The 20675-nt window shown below is 60.6% G+C and carries 14 protein-coding genes; 6 read left to right on the top strand and 8 right to left on the bottom strand.

What is annotated here, in order from left to right; genetic code table 11:
- Positions 1-104 precede the first annotated feature (104 nt).
- The 8 genes from ACFC20_RS05785 to ACFC20_RS05820 all read right to left on the bottom strand — a co-directional run bounded on the left by ACFC20_RS05785 (position 105) and on the right by ACFC20_RS05820 (position 12198).
- Positions 105-1931: a long-chain-acyl-CoA synthetase gene (locus tag ACFC20_RS05785; RefSeq protein WP_375192162.1), complete on the bottom strand. Its 1827-nt coding sequence runs from the start codon at positions 1929-1931 to the stop codon at positions 105-107.
- A gap of 60 nt (positions 1932-1991) precedes the next feature.
- Positions 1992-2819 (bottom strand): SDR family oxidoreductase, encoded by an 828-nt coding sequence (locus tag ACFC20_RS05790; RefSeq protein WP_375192163.1) that lies wholly within the window; start codon positions 2817-2819, stop codon positions 1992-1994.
- Positions 2816-4798, bottom strand: a complete 1983-nt coding sequence (locus ACFC20_RS05795) for an acetyl/propionyl/methylcrotonyl-CoA carboxylase subunit alpha (protein ID WP_375192164.1) — start codon at positions 4796-4798, stop codon at positions 2816-2818. Before ACFC20_RS05795 ends, ACFC20_RS05790 begins: the two co-directional genes overlap by 4 nt.
- Positions 4799-4953: 155 nt before the next feature.
- Positions 4954-5775, bottom strand: a complete 822-nt coding sequence (locus ACFC20_RS05800) for an enoyl-CoA hydratase/isomerase family protein (RefSeq protein WP_375192165.1) — start codon at positions 5773-5775, stop codon at positions 4954-4956.
- Between the two features lie 228 nt (positions 5776-6003).
- Complete coding sequence (gene atuD / locus ACFC20_RS05805) at positions 6004-7164, bottom strand: citronellyl-CoA dehydrogenase (RefSeq protein WP_375192166.1); 1161 nt, start codon at positions 7162-7164, stop codon at positions 6004-6006.
- 592 nt (positions 7165-7756) lie between these two features.
- Positions 7757-9373, bottom strand: coding sequence for an acyl-CoA carboxylase subunit beta (locus ACFC20_RS05810; protein ID WP_375192167.1), 1617 nt, complete (start codon positions 9371-9373; stop codon positions 7757-7759).
- Positions 9374-9383: 10 nt separating this feature from the next.
- Positions 9384-10250 (bottom strand): SDR family oxidoreductase, encoded by an 867-nt coding sequence (locus ACFC20_RS05815; protein WP_375192168.1) that lies wholly within the window; start codon positions 10248-10250, stop codon positions 9384-9386.
- Between the two features lie 154 nt (positions 10251-10404).
- Positions 10405-12198 carry an acyclic terpene utilization AtuA family protein gene (locus ACFC20_RS05820; RefSeq protein ID WP_375192169.1) on the bottom strand — a complete coding sequence of 598 codons (1794 nt, stop codon included), beginning with the start codon at positions 12196-12198 and terminating at the stop codon, positions 10405-10407.
- A gap of 122 nt (positions 12199-12320) precedes the next feature.
- Between ACFC20_RS05820 and ACFC20_RS05825 the strand changes: the two genes are divergently transcribed.
- From ACFC20_RS05825 to ACFC20_RS05850, 6 genes are all read left to right on the top strand, one after another.
- On the top strand, positions 12321-12932 hold the full coding sequence (locus tag ACFC20_RS05825) for a TetR/AcrR family transcriptional regulator (protein ID WP_375192170.1): 612 nt from the start codon (positions 12321-12323) through the stop codon (positions 12930-12932).
- Between the two features lie 203 nt (positions 12933-13135).
- A complete protein-coding gene (locus ACFC20_RS05830; protein WP_375192171.1) occupies positions 13136-14185 on the top strand; it encodes a hypothetical protein in 1050 nt (349 codons plus the stop codon).
- Between the two features lie 59 nt (positions 14186-14244).
- Positions 14245-15270, top strand: a complete 1026-nt coding sequence (locus tag ACFC20_RS05835; protein ID WP_375192172.1) for a putative solute-binding protein — start codon at positions 14245-14247, stop codon at positions 15268-15270.
- A 15-nt stretch (positions 15271-15285) separates the two neighbouring features.
- The gene (locus ACFC20_RS05840) at positions 15286-17337 is read left to right on the top strand and encodes a TRAP transporter large permease subunit (protein ID WP_375192173.1); all 2052 of its coding nucleotides are present in this window, start codon (positions 15286-15288) and stop codon (positions 17335-17337) included.
- Positions 17338-17630: 293 nt separating this feature from the next.
- Positions 17631-20165 carry a S8 family peptidase gene (locus ACFC20_RS05845; RefSeq protein ID WP_375192174.1) on the top strand — a complete coding sequence of 845 codons (2535 nt, stop codon included), beginning with the start codon at positions 17631-17633 and terminating at the stop codon, positions 20163-20165.
- The gene (locus ACFC20_RS05850) at positions 20162-20653 is read left to right on the top strand and encodes a protease complex subunit PrcB family protein (protein WP_375192175.1); all 492 of its coding nucleotides are present in this window, start codon (positions 20162-20164) and stop codon (positions 20651-20653) included. The genes ACFC20_RS05845 and ACFC20_RS05850 overlap by 4 nt, the downstream gene beginning before the upstream one ends.
- The last annotated feature ends 22 nt before the right edge of the window (positions 20654-20675 follow it).

Raw genomic sequence — 20675 nt, forward strand, 5'->3', positions numbered from 1 at the left:
AAGCGCACATGGATGTGCTCGTAGCGGTTTTTGGGCAGACGGCCCGAAGCTGGCAACCCCCTAACCCGGCAGGCTAGGGCAGAAATAGAAATCACGACCTTCAGTCAGAACCGAACCGACCCCGATTCAATCTCCGAAACCAGCTCCGGCGTCAGCAAAGTATACCCGTCGGTACCGGGCAACCAGGCATAGACCGACTCGCCATCCCGCAGCGAATAGCCGAGCTTCTGGATATCCACCTTGCGGTACTTGAAGGTCCCCGTTTTCTCGATGGCGTTGGTGACACGCAGGAACACCGGCACTGCATAGGCAGGCAGGTTGTCCCGCAAGTAGCGGAACAGACCGTTAACGTCGAACGACTGGCCATTGCTCTGGGGCACCAGGGTCACCATACCGGCCTTGCCATTGGTACCGGGTATTTCGACGCCGTAGACAATTGCTTCCTCCACCAGGCCAGAGCCGTCGATGATGTTTTCCACCTCCGTGGTGGAGACGTTCTCGCCTTTCCAGCGGAAGGTGTCGCCCATCCGGTCCACGAACTGCAGGTGGCCAAAGCCGATTTCCCGCAGGACATCGCCGGTGTTGAACCAGGCGTCACCTTTCTTGAAGGCGTTGCGCAGGATCGACTTTTCGGTGGCGTCTTTCTGGGTGTAGCCCTCGAATGACCATTTCTTGGTAATTTCGCCGATCAGCAGGCCGGGTTCGCCCTTGGCCACTTCTTTCATGAAGCCCTTTTTGTCCCGTATCGGGTCGCGGGTGCCTTCGTGGAACTTCACCAGCTTGTAGGGAGCCGTGGAAAAGCCGACGGTGTTGTCCATGTTGAAGAAGTTACTGAACCCGATGTTGCCTTCACTGGAGGCATAAAGCTCGGCGACGGTCTTGATACCGAAGCGATCCTTGAATTCTTTCCAGATGGAGGGGCGCAGGCCATTGCCGATCATCTTGGTGAGGCTGTGGTTACGGTCCTGCGGGCCCGGAGGCTGATTCAGCAGGTAGCGGCAGAGTTCGCCCACGTAGCCGAAGGTGGTGGCGCGGTAGCGGCGAACGTCGTCCCAGAAGGCGCTGGCGGAGAACTTGCGGCGTAACGCAATAGCCGAACCGCCGGCCAGCACCGAGCCCCAGCACACCAGCAGCGCGGTGCCATGGTAGAGGGGCAGGGTGCAGTAGAGGACATCCTCGGGTTCCATGGCCAGGGACATCAGGCCGAAGCCGCCGTAGGCCTTGACGAATTTCCGGTGTGAGCCGGGTGCGGCCTTGGGCAGGCCGGTGGTGCCGGAGGTGAACAGGTAGATGGCGGTATCGCCCATTCGGGGCGGATTGGTCAGCACCAGGTTGTCGCTGTTGAAGGTGCTCACCTGCTCGGCCATGTTGGTGTAGCCCTCCGGGGCCTCGCCAAAGGCGTTCAGGGTATTGATATCCGCCAGGAACTGGAACGGTCTGGGATGGCGGGTATGGAGATTGGCCCGGATTCCTTCGAAGGTGTCCAGCAACTCCTCGCCGACAACCACCATCTTCGGTTCGTTCAGCCCGATGCTGTGCTCCAGAACCTTGCCTTTCTGAGAGGTGTTGAGCATGGCGCAGGCAACGCCGAGCTTGGCCGCGCCCGCGACCACCGCCAGAAGCTCTGGCCGGTTTTCCAGGAACACGGCAATGGCGTCGCCTTTGCTGAGCCCCTGCTCCTGCAGGTACCGGGCGATGCGGTTGGCCCAGCCATTGAGTTCGCTCCAGGTGATAACCCGGTCTTCAAACAGCACTGCAGGCCGATGGCTGACATTCCGGGCGTTGGTCTCAACGAGTGTTCCGAGGGTCAGCTCCCGGTTCTCGTTGTCCAGGGAATAGTAGTACAGCCCCCGGGTAATGGCAGGCAAACGCCGGAGAATCCCGGGCAGGCTGCGGGCTAGGTCCAGTGGGGATACGTTGTCTTGGCTCATGGTTTTCCGTTAGTGCCTTCTTGTGCGGGCCCGGAGCCTGAAACAACGCAGGCACCGGGCTCAGTCCAGAAACAGGTCCGGCATCAGGGGCGTGTCGCCCGGTTCGTACCGGTAGTGTTCAAAATCGGTGATCCCGTCCTGCCGGAGCAGGTCTTCGTCAATCAGGTTCTGCCCGGTCATTGCGTCGGCCGACCGGGTCAGAATGCTGACGGCGGCATCGGCCATGATCTCGGGCTTACGGCCCTGGGCCATCATTTTCGGGCCGCCCACTTCAAACTCGATGGCGGCAGTGGCAATCAGGGTTTTCGGCCAGAGCGTGTTCACGGCAATGCCGTAGCGCCGGAATTCCTCCGCCATGCCCAGGCTCAGCATGGTCATGGCGTACTTGGTGGTGGTGTAGGGGCCGTACTGGGCGAACCACCGAGTGTCCAGGTTCAGAGGCGGTGACAGGCTCAGTATGTGGGCCTGATCCGACTCTTTCAGCCAGGGCAATGCGGCCTGGCTGCAGGCCATCACCGCTCGGGCGTTGACCTGGTGCATCAGGTCGTACCGGCTGACCTTCAGGTTCTCCACGCCGGTCAGCCGTATGGCACCGGCGTTGTTCACCAAGGCATCGATGCCGCCAAAATACTCACCGGCCTCGTCGATGCACTGGCGAATCTGTTTTTCGTCCCGCACATCCAGAACCAGCGGCAGTGCCTGGCCTCCGGCCTCGCGCACTTCCTCGGCCACGGTGTGAATCGTGCCCGGCAGCTTCGGATGCGGTGTGTCCGATTTGGCGGCAATCACCACGTTGGCGCCCTGGCGGGCACATGCCAGGGCGATGGCCCGGCCAATACCCCGGCTGGCGCCGGTAATGAAAACGGTGCGTTGGCGTAAACTGCTCATGCGTCGTTCTCCTGTTCGGCGGTCTCGTCGGCGGTGATTTCCACCAGCAGTTGACTGCGCTTTACCTGATCGCCCTGGCTGGCGTGAACCGCGCCGACAACGCCGTCTCGGTCGGCTTTTACCGGATGCTCCATCTTCATGGCCTCCAGTACCACCAGCGTAGCGCCCTGGCGAACCCTCTGGCCAGCGGCCACCAACACATCAATAATGGCACCGTCCATGGTGGCCTGGATGCGGCCACTGCCGACGCCACCCGCGGTTTGCGCCGGTTGGTGGGTTATGTCCCGCACCGACCAGGCCTGCCCGAACGCCTGCAAATATAGGGAATCGCCATCCCGGTGGTATTGGCAAGTCTGACGAACCCCGTTGTCGATCATGCACAACCGGCCCTCGCTTCTGTGAATCAGCTCCAGAGAGTGTTGGGCGTCGCCCTGGCTGAAAGACACGCGGTTGCCGCGGCGGGTCACCAGTAACTCTACAACAGCATCACCGCTGGCCAGCTTGATCGGTGTCATGGTGGCGGGAGCATTGCTCCAGGCGGTCTGGCCCGAAATGCCATGGTCGAACACGCAGGCGGCCAGGGCCAGTTGGCGGAGGTCCGGTGCCTGGGGCTTCAGCGACGGGTCGTCCACGAACGCCTGCTGCAGGAAAGCCGTTGTGGCCTCACCGGCGCCGAAGGTGTCGTTGGCAATGATCCGGCTCAGGAAGTAACGATTGGTGGTCACCCCGAATACGGTGGTGTCTTCCAGCGCCCGGATCAGCCGGCGGCGCGCCTCGTCCCGGTTCTGGCCCCAGGCAATCACTTTGGCCAGCATGGGGTCGTAGTGGGGTGTGATGGTGTCTCCGGAGCGAACCCCGGTATCAAACCGCAGGCCTTCGCCTTCGGCGGGCTTGAAGGTCAACAGTGGGCCGGTTTGGGGCGTGAACCCGTGGGCCGGGTCTTCTGCGTAAAGCCGCACTTCGATGGCGTGGCCGTTCAGGCGGATGTCATTCTGTGCCAGCGGCAGAGGCCGCCCTTCTGCCACGGTCAATTGCCAGGCCACCAGGTCCTGGCCGGTGATCAGCTCGGTCACCGGGTGCTCCACCTGCAGGCGGGTGTTCATTTCGAGGAAGTAGAAATTGCGGTGCCTGTCTACCAGGAACTCGACGGTGCCGGCGCCTTCGTAGTGGCAGGCCAGGGCGGCTTTTACCGCTGCCTCGCCCATGGCCTGGCGCAATTCAGGTGTTACAAAGGGGGAGGGCGCCTCTTCGACCACCTTCTGGTGCCGGCGCTGCACGGAGCAGTCCCGTTCGCCCAGGTAGACGGCGTTGCCGTGGCTGTCGGCAAACACCTGGATTTCCACATGGCGGGGCTCGATCACTGCTTTTTCCAGGATCAGTTCGTCATCGCCGAAGGCCTGCTTCGATTCAGAGCGGGCCCGTTTGATGCTGTCGGCCAGTTCCGATTCGTTCTCCACCAGGCGCATGCCCCGGCCACCGCCGCCGGCGGAGGCCTTGATCATCAGCGGGTAGCCAATGTCGTTGGCGGCGGCAATGAGTTCGTCGTCGGTGGCACTCTTACCTTTGACAGGGCCCTCGTATCCGGGCACCACGGGCACACCGGCTTCCTGCATGGCGATCTTGGAGCGGCGCTTGCTGCCCATCAATTCAATGGCGGATGCGGGCGGGCCCACGAACACCAGGCCGGCGTCTTTGCAGGCGGTGGCGAAGGCGGCATTTTCCGATAGGAAGCCGTAACCCGGGTGGACGCAGTCAGCGCCGGTTTTTCGGGCGGCATCGAGGATGGCGTCGCTGTTCAGGTAGGAGGCGGACACCTGCGCCGGGCCGATGCAGACGGCTTCGTCGGCCAGTTCCACGTGGAGGGCTTTGGCGTCGGCCTCGGAGTAGACGGCTACGGTGCGGTAACCGAGGGCTTTGGCGGTGCGGATGACCCGGACGGCGATTTCGCCTCGGTTGGCTATTAACAGTTTTCTTAACATGGTGCTGGTCTCATTGTTTGGTGCCAGTCCGCGAGCGGCTGTGGGGAGGCTTTCAGGAAACCGCTACGAGCACATCCATGTGCGCTTGGCGTCGGCCATCCATGGCCGACGACATTTCCTGAAAGCCTCCCCACACCCACTCGCTCCCCCATAGCTCAGTCAGTGGATTCCGCCCATGCCGGCGGGCGTTTTTGCATGAACGCCATCGTCCCTTCTGCTCCTTCGCTGCCCCGAATGGCTGCCGCGAATTTTTCAGCCGCACTGTCCAGCAAGCCGCTCATCGGTTCGTGGCCAACCCGATGCAGCAACGCTTTCGTTTCCGCGGTCGCCACGGGCGCGCATTGGCGGATACGATCCAGCGCGCTGGCAATCATTTCGTCCAGTTCCTCGCCAGAAGTGGCCGCCTGGTGAACGATGCCAAGACGGCAGGCCTCGGCGGCGTCAATTCTCAAACCCAGCAGGGCCAGCCGGCGGGCCTGGGTTAGGCCAATGCGTTCAACTACGAACGGGGCGATCTGGGCCGGAATCACGCCCAGGGAGGTTTCCGGCATGCCGAACTTGGCCGTGGGGCCGGCAATGGCGACGTCGGAGACGCAGGCCAGGCCGAAACCACCGCCCATCACTGCACCCTCGGTGACTGCGACGACCATCTTGGAAGACTCGTTCACCTGCTGAATCATCTGGCCGAAGGCCCGGTTCAGGCGGTAGAACGGATCCGCCTCGCCTTCGGCCGGTTTCTGGCCCCGGGCGCCGGCCATGTCCTTGATGTCTCCGCCGGCACAGAAATGCCCGTCGGCGCCGCGGATGACAACGGCACGGATGTGCAGGTCGTTTTCGATCTGGGTAAACACCGCCGACAGTTCCGCCACCATTTCCAGGCTCATGGCGTTGCGAACGTCCGGGCGGTTCAGGGTGATGAACAGGGCGGGGCCCTGTTTCTCAAGTAAAAGCGTTTCGCAATGCGGTAGATGATCCATAACTGACTCCACGTTAAACGTTTGGCGCTGCAGGTTTGTCCGGGGGCTCAGAATTCGTAGGTCGGATTAGCCAAAGGCGTAATCCGACAACCCAGGTCCGATGCCGTCAGGTCGGTAGTTCTGTCCAGGACCGTTGAGGGCCATGGATGGCCCGATCGAGCCCTACAGGGACGTACTCGCGGGCGTGTCCTGGACAGAACTACCGGCCTGACGGCCATGCACCGTATGTCAGTCGCGCTTCTTGCCCGGAAGCGTCCCCATCATCTTGCAGATAATCCCGAGCATGATTTCGTCAGCACCCCCACCAATGGACACCAACCGAACATCCCGATAAGCCCGGGAAATCGGGTTGTCCCACATATAGCCATTACCGCCCCAGTACTGCAGGCAGCTGTCGGTAACCTCCCGCCCCAGGCGCCCCGCCTTGAGCTTGGCCATGGACGCCAGGCGGGTGACATCCTTGCCTTCCACGTGCAGCTCGCAAGCCTGGTAGGTGAGGGCACGCAGGGCCTCGACCTCGGTCTGCAGCTCGGCCAGGCGGAAGTGGATGACCTGGTTGTCGATCAACGGCTGGCCAAAGGTCTTGCGCTCGCGGCAGTATTCGATGGTCTTGTTGATGCAGTTCTCCAGCGCCTTGATCACGTTGGCCGCGCCCCACAGGCGCTCCTCCTGGAACTGCAGCATCTGCATCATGAACCCCGTGCCTTCGGCGCCAATCCGGTAGCGCTGGGGTACGCGCACGTCGTCGAAGAAAATCTGCGCGGTTTCCGAGGAGCGCATGCCCAGTTTGTTCAGGTGCGGGCTGAAGGAAATGCCTGGAGTCTTGGTGGGCACCACGATCAGGGATTTGTTCTTGTGGGGCTTCTCGTCCGAGGTGTTGGCCAGCAGGCAGATGAAATCGGACTGCGGGCTGTTGGTGATCCACATCTTGGAGCCGTTGATGATGTAGTCGTCGCCGTCTTTGCGGGCGGTGGTTTTCATCCCCGCTACATCGGAACCGGCGCCCACTTCACTAACGCCGATACAGCCGACCATGTCACCGGCAATGGCCGGGGCGAGGAAGGTGCGCTTGAGTTCATCGGAGCCAAAGCGGGCAATGGCGGGCGTACACATGTCAGTCTGAACCCCCACAGCCAGCGGCACGCCGCCGCAATAGGCCATGCCCAGCTCTTCGGCCGCCACCAGGTTGTAGCTGTAGTCCAGGCCCATGCCGCCGTACTCTTCCGGCTTCTGGATACCGAGCAGGCCGAGGTTGCCGAGTTTCTTGAACAGTTCATGGATCGGGAATTCGCCGGCGGCTTCCCATTCGTCGCAGTGGGGGTTGATTTCCTTCTCGACGAAATCCCGGACGGTTTTTCTCAGGGCTTCGTGTTCGGCTGTGAATTTCACGTTCTTGTTCTCCTGCTAGTAGAGAGTTCGTGCCTTCTAGTGTTGGTGCACGTTCGTTAACTTGGGCGGTGGCTGTGTGGGACCGGTTTCAGAAAACCGCTACGAGCACCCCTTGCGGGGTCCGGCCAGCAATCACAGATTGCTGTCGTTCGGCTGCGCATGAAGCTTCGCTTCATAAACGCTTGCCTCACCCATGTGCGCTTGGCGTCGGCCATCCATGGCCGCCGACATTTTCTGGAAGCGGCCCCACACACCTGCCCATGTCTGCAAATGTGTTGCTGCCTGCTGGCAGTTTTGTTGTTTTTGTAGGTCGGGTTAGCCGAAGGCGTAACCCGAAAGATTGGCGGGGTGGCCTGGCTTTTTTTGTCGGATTACGCCTCCGGCTAATCCGACCTACCGTTGTTTTTTCGCATGCTGCGGCTGAAAAGCATGCTGGCTTTATGCGTTAACTCCGAATTCCGAAGAACCGGTTGGCCCCCTCTGTCCAAAAATGTCGACGGCCAAGGATGGCCGGGGCCAAGCGCACATGGATGTGCTCGTAGCGTTTTTTGGACAGAGGGGGCCAATCGGTTCCTCCGCCGTATAAGCAGACCTACAGGCGGGCGACTCCAAAGGTATTGGGCCGCAACTGCCGGGTCTCGGCTTCCCGGCACACGTCGAACACCAGGGCCAGAATCCGCCGGGTATCCCGTGGGTCGATTAACCCGTCATCCCACAGCCGGGCCGTTCCAAACAGCGCCGTTGAGCCTTCCTCCAGTTTCTTTGCCGTCGCCTGCTCCAGAAAATCCAGCGTCTTCGGATCCGGCTCCAGGCCACCGCGCCGCTGTTTGTCTTCGGCCACGATGCGCATCACCTTGCCCGCCTGGGCCGGGCCCATGACCGCCGTGCGGCTGTTGGGCCAGGCGAAGATGAAGCGTGGGTCCAGGCCGCGGCCGCACATGGCGTAGTTACCCGCACCATAGGAACCGCCGATCACAATTGCGACCTTGGGCACCCTGCAATTCGCCACCGCCTGGATCATCTTCGAGCCGTGTTTGATGATGCCGTTCTGTTCTGAATGGGTGCCCACCATGAACCCGGTGGTGTTATGCAGGAACAGCAGCGGCGTGCCGGCCTGGTCGCACAGCTGGATGAACTGGGCGGCCTTGGCGGAGCCGGCGGGTGTGATCGGACCGTTGTTGCCGATGATGCCCACCGAGTGGCCTTCGATGCGGATCGTGCCGCACACGGTCTGGTCATCGAACTCGTTCTTGAAGTCCATGAACTTTGAACCGTCGGCAATACGGGCGAGGATCTCGCGCACGTCGTAGGGCTTCTTGGGATCGGCCGGTATAACGCCCAGCAACTCCTCCGCCGGGTAGCGCGGCTCCTCCCATTGCAGTTCGCGCCGCGGCGGCAGTTGCTCGTTCCAGGGCAGGGCCTCGAGGATGTTGCGAGCCTGACGGATGCCGTCGGCGTCGTCTTCGGCCAGGTATTCGGCGGTGCCAGCCACGGTGGCGTGCATTTCGGCGCCGCCCAGCTCCTCATCGGTGGCCAGCTCGCCAGTGGCGGCTTTCAGAAGCGGTGGGCCGGCCAGGAACATCTTGGCCTGTTCGCGCACGGCAATCACGTAATCGGACAAACCTGGCTGGTAGGCGCCGCCGGCGGTGGCGTTGCCGTGGACCACGGTAACCTGCGGAATGCCAGCGGCGGACATGCGTGCCTGGTTGGCAAAGCCCCGGGCGCCGAGCACGAAGATGTCAGTGGCGTAGTTCAGGTTGGCGCCGCCGCTCTCGGAGAGTGAGACCACGGGCAGTTTATTCTCCATGGCTATCTGCTGCAGGCGCAGGGTCTTGTCGAGGCCGGCCGGAGTGATGGTGCCGCCCTTGATGGCGCTGTTGCTGGCCACCACCAGGCAGCGAATACCGCTCACGTAGCCAATACCGGCAATGATGCCGCCACCGGCCAGGCTGCCGTCCTTGTCGTCGTGCATCTTGTAGCCGGCCAGGGAACACAGCTCCAGGAACGGCGTGCCGCGGTCCAGCAGCCGGTTGATCCGGTCCCGGGGCAGCAGCTTGCCGCGCTTGGTGAACTTGTCCCGGGCCGCTTCGGCCAGGTCCAGGACCTTCTGCTCCACCTCCCGGAAGGTGGTGATGTGGGCTTCCATGGCCTCCGCATTGGCGCGGAAATCGTCGGACTGGGGGCTTACTGTGGATTCCAGTACCTGCATGCTCCGCTCCTCAGTCGTCGCTCAGGACTTTCGGGGTGATGGCCCGATGAAAGCCGTTGTAGGGCTGATTGTTCTTGGCCTTGGGCAGAGGCCACACCCGGCCACCCTGGGAAGCGGCGCCGTCGATCCGCAGGCAGTCGCCACTGATAAACGCGGCGCCCGGGCTGAGCAGGAAACAGATGGCAGAACTCACTTCCGATTCGGTACCCATCCGCTTGATGGGCACGTTGTCGCCCAGGCTGCGGATCCACTGGCGCATGTGTTCCGGGTAGTTGTCCATGCCGCTGGAAGCAATCCAGCCGGGCGCCACCGCGTTCACCCGCACCCCGGACGCGCCCCATTCCACGGCGGCGGTCTGGGTGAAATTCACCATCCCGGCCCGGGCTGCACCCGAATGCCCCATGCCGGGCATACCACCCCACATGTCCGCCACGATATTCACGATCGCACCGCCGGTTTTGGAGAGCGCCTGGGTATAGGCCTCCCGGGCCATCAGGAAGCCGCCGGTCAGGTTGGTGCGCACCACTGTTTCCCAGCCCTTCTGGTTGATCCCCGTCAGCGGCGCCTGGAACTGCCCACCGGCGTTGTTCACCAGCCCGTTCAGCCCGCCGTGCTCGGCAATGATGGCCTTCACCGTGGCTTTCACCGATTCCTCTTCCCGGATATCACAGACATGGGCGGAGGCGATGCCGCCGTCCTCGATGATCTCCGCCTTTACCGATTCCACCTTCTCGGCCTTCCGGCCAACCAGGGCAACCCGGGCTCCGAGCGAGGCCAGCTCATGGGCCGTGCAACGGCCAATGCCAGAACCACCGCCGGTAACGATAAACACCTGGCCTTTGAACAGGTCCGGATGAAAAACTGATTGATAGCTCATATCTCGAAAACCCTTACCAATGTTCGGGCATTCGGGCCGTTGGCCCTTCCCGGGACTGTGAGCAGCAGGGATGCTGCGATCAAGCTTACAGGGACGTATTCACAGCGTGTCCCGGGAAGGGCCAACGGCCCGAATGCTTGCTCCATGGCTAAAATTAGTTGATGACCTTTGAAGAAACAGGCACTGGAAATTCCAAAAGCTGCTGAGCAAACGCCTTCCCCTGGGGATCAATCCGCAGACTGGCCACGCCACCACCACCCAGGCTGTGCTCCAGCAGGAAATTGATCGCCTGCAATCCCGGTAGCGCCCACCGGGTAACGCGGCCAGTGTCCGGATTCAGGGTATGGCCCATCCACTCCGCCACGGCGGCTTCCGTCAGTGCCGCCTCAATGAACGGCAGATACTCCGGCTTGCGGGCAATTACCCCGATATTGCTGTGGTCGCCCTTGTCACCGCTTCGGCCCCAGGCCAGCTCAATCAGGGGCACCGTGGTATCCGTGGCCGGGATTTCGTGGGTGAACGACTGCGGCTGAAGCAGGCTGGCATCGAAGCCACCCCCGGTGGCTACCTCCACCGCCCGCTGCTCGCCACCCAGATCCACCGAGACTTCGACTTCGTTCTTGGGCACCAGGCAGGAATAAAGCCGAATCTTCGGCCACACCGTGGGTCGGCCGCCAACAATCCCGGTAATACCCGGCGCCATGCCCGTGGCCGCCTGGGCGATTTCCCGGGAGAAAAGCACCAGTGCTTCTTTTTTGGGGTGGGCCGTGCTGATCTTTACCACCACTTCCCGGCAGTCCTGGCCCCGGCCATGGGCGCCGTATGTCGTCTCCGTGCCCAGAAGCTCGATGCTGGTTTCGCTGTAGTCGGGCAGCCCACGCTCGCTGAACATACGCGATGTCTTCGCCAGTATGGCCTGGGCAACAGTCTCCGCTTTGGCCGGGGCATCCATGCCGGCCAACAGGAAGGTGACCGTGCATTTGAAGCCGTCCGGCCAGGTGCCCGACACCTTGTAGCTGTCGGTCGGAGGGAGCCCCCGAGCGCCGGAGACCTCAACCCGGTCCTGACCGGTTTCATCAAGCTCTACCGCAGTAAAATCACAGGTCACATCCGGCAACAGGTAGGCCCGGGGATCGCCGATCTCATAGACCAATTGCTCGGCGACCGTGCCCCGGCTGACCAGCCCGCCCGTTTTCTCGGGTTTGGTAATAAAGAAGCGGCCGTCTGCGCTGACCTCGGCAATCGGAAAGCCCATGTTGGCGTAGCCACCGGCCACGGCTTCCCAGTCGGTAAAATTGCCGCCGGTGGCCTGCGCGCCGCATTCCAGCAGGTGCCCTGCGAGGCTGCCCTGGGCCAGCTTGTCGAAATCGTCCCAGCGCCACCCGAATTCGTGAACCAGCGGCGCCAGTACCAGTGCGCTGTCGGCCACTCGACCGGTGATCACGATGTCCGCACCCTGTTCCAGAGCAGCCACCAGGCCCGGTGCGCCCAGGTAGGCGTTCAGGCTCACCATCATGGGCGGCATGGGCTGGCCGGACGTCATTTCGGTGATGCCTGCGTCGGCGAGTTTTTTCTTTTTCATCAGCAGGTCGTCGCCGAGAACCAGGGCGATCTTCAGGTCCACACCCGCTTTCGCACACAGTTCCTGGAGGGCATTCCGACAGGCCACCGGATTCACGCCCCCGGCGTTGGCCAGTACCCGAATACCTTTCTGCTTGATGTCGCCCAGCAGCGGTCCCATCACGGTCTGCACGAAATCCCGGGCATAGCCCTGGGTCGGGTCCTTCATTTTCTGGCCAGCCATGATCGACATCGTGATCTCGGCCAGATAATCGGCCACCAGATAATCAATATTGCCCGTGCGGACCAGCTGCGCCGCGGCGGTTTCGGTGTCGCCCCAAAAGGCGGCCGAACAGCCGATGCGAACGGAGCGCGGTGAGTCAGTCATAGTCAGTGTCCATGTCGGAAATCGCCAACGATGGAATTGACGATACCAAGCAAGCGCTTGGTTTGTAAAGTGGCGAGTTTAGGGTAGAATCATTGGCCTAATCTGCCAGCCGGAACGATTCAGTGAACCAGAACCCGATCCTACAGTCCCTGATTGCCGAAAACCTCGTCTCGGACCCCAACGGGGCCCGTGGGCGCTTGCTCACCGAGGCCGCCCGCCTGTTCCGGGAAAAAGGCTATGAGCGCACCACGGTGCGGGACCTGGCCGCCGCAGTCGGCATCCAGTCAGGCAGTCTGTTCCACCATTTCCGCAGCAAGGAGGAAATCCTGAAAGCGGTCATGGTTGAGACTATCCGGCTGAACACGGCCCTCATGCAGGCAGCCATGGAAGCGGCGGATACTCCGAGGCAAAAACTGAGGGCTCTGATACGGGCTGAGCTCGAATCCATCAACGGGCAAACCGGCGAAGCCATGGCCGTGCTTGTGTTCGAGTGGCGAAGCCTTTCGGTGGAGGCTCAGGCTGACGTCCTCGAGCTGCGTGACATTTACGAGAAGCTCTGGCTCGACGTGCTGGAGCGGCTCGGGCATGAAGGTGCCATGGCCGCAGACCCCTTTGTGGTGAGGCGCATGCTGACTGGCGCGCTGAGCTGGACCGTAACCTGGTATAAGCCAGAGCGGGGTGGACTCACCCTGGATGGACTGACTGACCAGGTTATGGCAATGCTGGCCCTTTAATACGTTCTGGCGTTAAGGTCCTTGATTTTCATCAGGAAAACCTAAAGAACCGACCTTTCTAACAGGGCCATTGGCCTCATCGGCATAATGCGTTCGGCATTCCAGCCATTTTTGTAGGACAGTTTTCGAAGCATTCTTGCAGCCGTTAACAAAAACCGACCAAGCGATCGGGCATACAACAACAACGTAAAGCAGGGTGATTTATGATTTCCTCTCTGGCTCGGCTGAAACCACGGCTTAAGACCCTCACACTGGCGGCGGTTGCCGCTCTTGCAGGTTGTTCGGCGAACCCCATCTACACCACCACCGGTGTCGTCCTCTCCAACTACTCCGAGGGCGAGGCCACACCCTATGTTCTGCAGATGTCCGACCCGAAAATGGCCTGTGCCCTCGGCGAGGGCATCGACCCGCTGCTCTATTCGTTTTCACGGGTAACGGAAGCGCCGGACACCACCGGTTCCCTGCTCATGCTTCTGGCAGGCAACTGTGCCGAATACAAGGCCTGGGAGGCGGAGCTGGCGTACCTGCGAGCTGATTATCAGGGCGATGTTGCAACCGCCAAGGATGCCCGGGAAGAGGCCAAGCGCCTGAACGCCCTGACGGCAAAGCGTCGGTACCGCTCCTTCCAGCGTGCGATGGCCGCCTATGAGTTTGACCCGGCCGCCGAGCCCCTGGAGTGTCCGTTCCTGTTTAGCGAACAGGACGAACTGACGTTCCTCCTCGGTCTTTTGACTGGCATGCAGGCCATCGTTAACGACGCCAATTCCGGTGCCATGGCCGGCGTTCCCCGCAACATTGCGCCGCAGGCGGAGCGTGCCGCGACCTGTCTGGACAACGAGAAGTGGGGTGGCACACCGAACGCCATCCGTGCCCTGGTGTGGCTGTTGCTGCCGGATACCCGTCCGGAACTCTCGCCCGACCCCTGGCAGGTGCTTGAACACAGCCGGCAGCTGGGTGTCGAGAAAGGCATCCGCGTGCCGCACGCACTCCAGGCGGTGGCCGCCGAAACCTTTGGCCGGCCAGACAAGCTCGAGGAGGCGATTGCCACATTCGCTGAGTCCAACGCCAGGGTAACCGTGTGGGACGACTATCGCCTGGTGGACGAAGTGGCGGCCGATGCGGTGCAATTCTCCTCGGACAAGTACTGGACCGCCAACTACGGCTACCGCACCCCTCAGACGTTCTTTGGCAAGATGAGCCCTGAACGCGAAACCGAGAATGTCGAAACCATGAATCTGGATGACCTGCTCTGAGGCAGGTCTCCGACACCCTCTGAATATCTGACAAACACAAGAATGACCCGGAGGTCGTAATGATCCGCAAATCCAGCCCAACCGTGACCCTGGCCGCCCTGACCCTGGCTGCTGCCGCGCCCCTCGCATCCGCAAAGACCGTCTCCATGTGCGTGTTCGATGTGATCGGGGCCAATGGTGATTTCTATAACTTTGTGAAGGACTACTCCCTGGAAATGAAAAGCCACGGGGTTGATTTCGAGCTCAAGCCCTACACCGACGAAGGCGTTGCCATCGGTGATTTCAACGCCGGCCAGTGTGATGCCGTGGCGGCCACCGACATCCGGATTCGTCCGTTCAACAAGTTCACGGGCAGCATCAGTGCCGTGGGAGCCATCCCGACCTACGACAACCTGAAAACGCTGCTGGCTACTCTGGCCCAGCCGAAAGCCGCGCCGCTGATGAAGTCCAACGGCTATGAGGTGCTGGGCATCATCCCGGTGGGTGCAGGCTACCTGTTCGTGAACGACCGCAGCATCGACACCGCCGGTGAGCTTGCCGGCAAGCGTATGGCAACGCTGGACTACCAGAAAGACGCGATCCACATGGTGAACTATGTAAAGGCCACCGTGGTTCCCTCCGATATCACCAACTTCGCCGGCAAGTTCAATAACGGTTCGGTGGATACCGCCTACGCACCGGCCTTTGCCTATGAAGCGCTGGAGCTTTATAAGGGCATTGGCGATAAAGGTGGCGTGGTTGATTACCCGCTGGCGCAGCTGACCCTGCAGATCGTAGCCCGCGATGAGGTCCTCGACGATGACCTCGCCCAGAAGGCGCGCGAAGAAGCCTGGAACATGTTCCCGCAGGCGATGACCCTGATCGAAGGCCAGGAAGCGGCCATTCCCGATGAAAAGTGGGTGCGCATCCCGGAGCAGGACATTCGTGGCTACCAGGAAATGTTCCGGGAGAACCGCATCGAAATGCGTGACGGCCTGAACGGCGCACCGGATGTTTACCATCCCAAGATGATGGGTCTGCTCAGCAAGATCCGCTGTGCCAGCAACCCGGCTGCCGCCGAGTGCACTGCGGCCAACCGGGAATAACAGGGCGGAATCCTCATGAACTGGCGAGCCCTGACCGCTCCGGCCGCGAGAACCCTCTACCCCGTGCACCGATTGCACGGGGCCGTTCTCCTGCTTCTGTTGTTGTTCACCCTGCTGCTGGGCATGGGAAACTCCCTGCACTCGCGGTTGCTGTGGGTGGGCGAACAGACCTGGCCGAACTACTACCTGCTGAACCCTGACGCCAAGGAACCCACCTGCCAGCTGGAAATGGACGTGGACGCAGAGGTGGCGAGACGGGTGCAGGCCTACAAACCAGACCCGGACGATCTGTTCAGCTCGCCCCCCAATCCGGAAGCCATCCGCAAGTCCCTGCAGAGCAACCTGGAGCTCTGTCAGCAGCAATACGCCCTGTACCAGCAGAACCTCGAACATGCGACGCCAGCGCTGGGTATGTTCAAGGCGGTGGAACAGGGGCTGGCCGAGTTCCTGCTCGACAACATAGAGCTGACCAAATACCTGTTCATTGCCATGTTCGCCATGGCGGCCGCCATTGCCGCCCTGGACACCGACCACATTGCCCTGCGGCTGCCCCGCAACCGGGCGGAGTGGCGCCTGAGCCAGGGTGTGCAGTTTGTGGTGAACGGCCTGATGGTGCTGTCTCTCAACGCCTATCTTGGCAAGCTGGCCAGCTCGCCGGGCTCGGAGGACACCATGGACCTCCAGTATGCCTGGGCAGGTGTGTTCGGCCTGTTCATGGTGATCAACGCTATTCGATTTGTGAACGTCCCCGAGCGCATCCGGGCCGGCAAGCTCGCGGCTTCCTCTGGGCTTGTGGTTCCGCTTTACTGCGGCATGGGGCTGATCGCCATGGCGTACTTCTTCCTGGTGGACGGCTACGCCTCGGGCCTGGCCATCTACTTCGGGATGATGTCCAACCTTTCGTCCATGTTCATCAACATCGGCCTGTACGTGCTGGTGGGCATGATGCTCAAGCAGACCCGGATTCCGGAGCTGCTGCTGAACCTGATCAAGCCGTTCAATCTGCCTGCGCCACTGCTGGCTTCGGTGATTATCTTTGCGACGGCGTTCCCGACCGCGTTCACCGGCGCCTCGGGTATCTTTATCCTGGCCGTGGGCGGTGTGGTCTACGATGAACTGCGCCGTGCCGGCGCCGGGCGCCAGTTGTCGCTGGCGACCACGGCAATGTCCGGCAGCCTGGGCGTGGTTCTCAATCCGTGCCTGCTCATCGTGGTGGTGGCGGCCCTCAACAAGGAAGTGACTACGACCGAACTCTATGGCTGGGGCTTCTGGGTGTTCATTATGTCCGCCACCCTGTTCTCCCTGGTGGTCTGCAAGACCCAGGGTAACTGGAAGCCGAGACCGGCGCCCGGCGCTTTTCGTGCCGCGCTGAGGGAAAGCCGGGCGTTGGTACCCTACGTGCTGGTGGGCGCCCTCGTAATTCTCGCCATCTGGGCCATTCTCGGGCTCAAATTCAACGAATACAGCGCGCCTCTGATCCTGCCGCTGGTGATGCTGGCCCTGGTGCTACTGGATTCAACGCAGGCCAACCGCGCCGACGCCGAGACCCGTACCCAGGCGTTCTGGAACCGCAGTTCCGCCGCCGCCAGTGATTCTGCCGTGCACATTGGCGCCTTGCTGGCACTGATCGGGTTCTCGATCTGTCTTGGCGGTATTCTCGAGCGCTCTGATATTGTTCACGCGCTCTTCCCTGAGGACCTCACCAGCCCGTGGATTGCCATGCTGGTAATCGTGGTGATGCTGACAGTGATCGGAATGGTCATGGATCCGTTTGGTGCGGTGATCCTGGTGTCTGCCACCATCGCCCAACCGGCGATTCAGCTCGGAATCGACCCGCTGCATTTCTGGATAGTGTGCCTCGTGGCCTTCGAGCTGGGATACCTGAGCCCACCGGTGGCCCTGAACCATCTGCTCACCCGGCAGGTGGTGGGCGAAACCGAAGTGCTGGCCGCCGAGCGTACCGGCTCCTTCTGGCATCGCTACGAGCGGCTGCTCCTGCCCCTGGTAGTGATGGGGCCAACCCTGCTGTTTGTGGCATTCGTGCCCATGCTGTTCTACGCGTTGTAATCTTGTTATGGCAGGATGAAGGCCGCCTGGGGGGAACTCCAGGCGGCTTTTTTGCATCTGAAGTACATAAAGCTACGTAGGACAACAGAACCAAACAGCGGTGTATCTCGTCTATGGGCTATGCTCGTTGCCACGACCTCCGATAATGGTGTTTTTTCTTCATGTCTATTTCTGCCGCCTTGAGACTGCTCCTGACCATTTCCGGCCTGCTGGCTCTCGCAGGCTGTGGGGGTGGTGGGGGGTCTGCTAGCACTGGATGCTTGGGTGAATTTAGTAGCTTCTCTCAGAGTGCAGTGACCACCCAATCGGTGTCGGTTAGTGGAGTAATTGAGATCGAGAGTCAGACTCGGATTGACTCTGATACTGCCGATGATCTGCGCATAAACCAGTCAACAAGCAACAATTGTGATGATGAGGCTCAACGTCTGCCCGTTACGGGCGTGGTGGGCGGTTATTTGAGCCCTTTGGCAGGAACATATCCGGCCCGCTCAGGGGAAAGCACACGTTTCGACTTTGAGCAGGATTCTCAGGATTATTTCAACGCTGACCTTAATCCGGGAGATCGGGTCTCCCTTCAGGTCTTCAGCGACGAGCGTTTAGAAGCACCTAGGCCCCGGTTGCAGATCTTTGACGGCGATAATCGTGAGGTCTTCGTTGGCGCGCTTGGCGACTCTCAGTCGATTCTGCACGTCATAGAGTCTGGAAGTGGCGATTACACCATTCGAGTGAGTGCACAGTCAGGGGGACCGTTTCGTTACGTGCTGATCGTCGCAGAGCGCAATGCTGAAAGTATGATGAATACGGCCTACCAGAACCCCGATTTCGTTCCGGGTGAGGCAATTGTCACGTTTGCGGGAGTCAATTCGAATTCAGACGCCCCTTCGTCCCTAACGAGTTCTATGTCAGCGGAGTCAGTTCGAGAGCTTCGGCCAGGTGTCTGGCACCTACGACAGAACGAATTTAAGTCCTTGGCAGCGGCGAATAGGACGCTTGCAAAATTCAAAACTGCCGCTTGGGTGCAGCAGTTGCGCAATCAGGCGGGCGTAAGTGCTGCCTCTCCAAACTACATTTACCATGCCCAGACGACCAGTCCGCAGACTAATTCCCTTTACGGGCGCCAATGGAATTCCACCTTGATCAGTCTGCCCAGCGCCTGGCAGGCGGCCCCTAACGCAGGTGTTGGTGTGGGCGTTGCTGTGCTCGATACGGGCCTTTTCAGTTCGACTCCCGATACCGCAGGAAACTGGCATCCCGATCTTGAACAGAACGTGCGATTAGTCTCTACGTCATCATCTTCGCCGGATTTTGTGGGCCTTCAGAATGACCTGGATAACCAACCGGGGCGTGATTCCAATCCAGCAGATCCAGGTGATGGGCAGCCCAGGAGCAGCAATTTCCATGGTACCCATGTAGCTGGAATTGTCTCGTCTGTCGACAATTCAATTGGAGTGGTAGGTGTCGCTCATCGATCTGATCTGATCCCCGTACGGGTGCTTGGCGAAGCAGGCACAGGGAATTTGGCGGACCTGATTGCTGCGATAGAGTGGGCGGGTAATCAGGCTGAGATTGATGTTATAAATCTCAGTCTCGGAGGCGTCGCACCTAATTCTCAGCTCGAAAACGCGATCAATGCAGCCCACAATGCTGGAAAGCTGGTGGTCGCAGCCGCGGGCAATCAGGGGACCGACGAACCGACATACCCTGCAGCGTATCCGAATGTTGTGGGTGTTGGTGCAGTTGACGCAGGAGGTGAGCGGGCATCTTATTCGAATGTTGGGGCGTCAGTGAGTTTGGTGGCACCCGGGGGTGATGCCAGTCGTGACGCAAATCTGGATACACGGGCAGATATTATCGTTAGTGCCTGGGGTACCGATGACGAGGGGGTTTTCGAGCCCGGATACGCAGGACTTCAGGGAACTTCAATGGCGGCGCCCCACGTTTCAGGCTTGTTTGCTCTGATGAAGGGAGAAAAGCCATCACTCTCTTCCGATGAGTTTTTTGCCCTGATGGTTGGTGGCCAACTTACGGATGCAAAGGAAAACAGCACCGAATATGGAGCGGGTCTCATCAACGCAGTCAAAGCCGTGGATGCGGCCTTGGATGGAAACATTCCAGATGTGCTTGCTGCGTCCCCTTCCGTGGTGACTTTTGTTAATAATGACAGCCAGATCCAACTTGCGTTAAACCAATATCCGACGCAGGCCAACATTAGTATCGTTGGTGTTTCAGCCGATGCGGAATGGCTCCGGGTCGGGCCTGAGCTAGTTGCAGGGGAACCCGCTCCCTCAATGGTAACTCTGAGCATAAATGCGGCATTGCTGGGACAAAGTCAAAGTGGAACGACGGAACTGCAAATCGACTACAGGGGATCGGGAACTGTTCGAAGTCTTACGGTCCCGGTCAACGTGCGCCTTTCCGATCCCAATGACACAAGAGACGCTGGTCGCCACTACGTTTTGCTACTGTCTGCAGATGAAGCACGGAATACAGTGTATCAACAGGTGGTTTCTGCGATCGGGGGACAGTATCGTTTTGAATTCGGCAACGTTGAGCCGGGTAATTATCTTTTGGTCGCCGGCACTGATATGGACAACAATGGTTTTATTTGCGAAAACGGCGAGGCCTGCGCCGAGTATCCGGTGAATGGGCTGCCGCAGATCATTGAAGTTCAAGAAACAGAGCTTGCTGGTCTCCGCATGAGTACAAGCTTTCGGAGACCAACAATCAATTCACTTGGCGGACCTCGTGTTGGCTTCGAGGGATATAGTCTAAACTCCGCTAATTCGGAAATGAGCGAGCCGACCAGGCGAATGGAGGACAGTCCTTGAGAGCGCGTTATTCTGTTGTCCCTGGCGTAGTTCTGGCCGTTTCACTGGCCGCCTGCTCGTCCGTGGCCATGGACCGTGGAGCGGTGACTGAAGTGCGCCAGATCACCCAGTCGGACCACTGCGGGCTGACCGGTCCCGGCGTGGTCTACGTGGACTCGGCCGATGACCTGGAACCCTTACTGGGCGTTCCCGGGCAGAATCTCAGTATCCGGCTCATCCGTGAGGTGGATCTGGCCAGCGAGCATCTGGTGTTTGTAACCCTGGGCCAGAAGTCGACCGCAGGCTACGGCATTGCCCTGGAGAAGGCGCGATTTTCCGGCAGCACGTTGTCCCTCGATATGGTTACGAGAAAGCCCGGGCAGGGCATGATCGTGGCCCAGGTGATTACCTCTCCCTGCGCGGTGGTGGCCGTGCCTGGCGTGGAGTGGCAGCGGCTGGAAGTATCCGGGGTTACCAGCAAGCCCCTGGTTCGGGATCTTGCGCGCTGAGCGTGCGCTGGCGGCCACAAAA

Source organism: Marinobacter sp. (assembly GCF_041984545.1).
In the GTDB taxonomy this organism is placed as follows: Bacteria; Pseudomonadota; Gammaproteobacteria; order Pseudomonadales; family Oleiphilaceae; genus Marinobacter.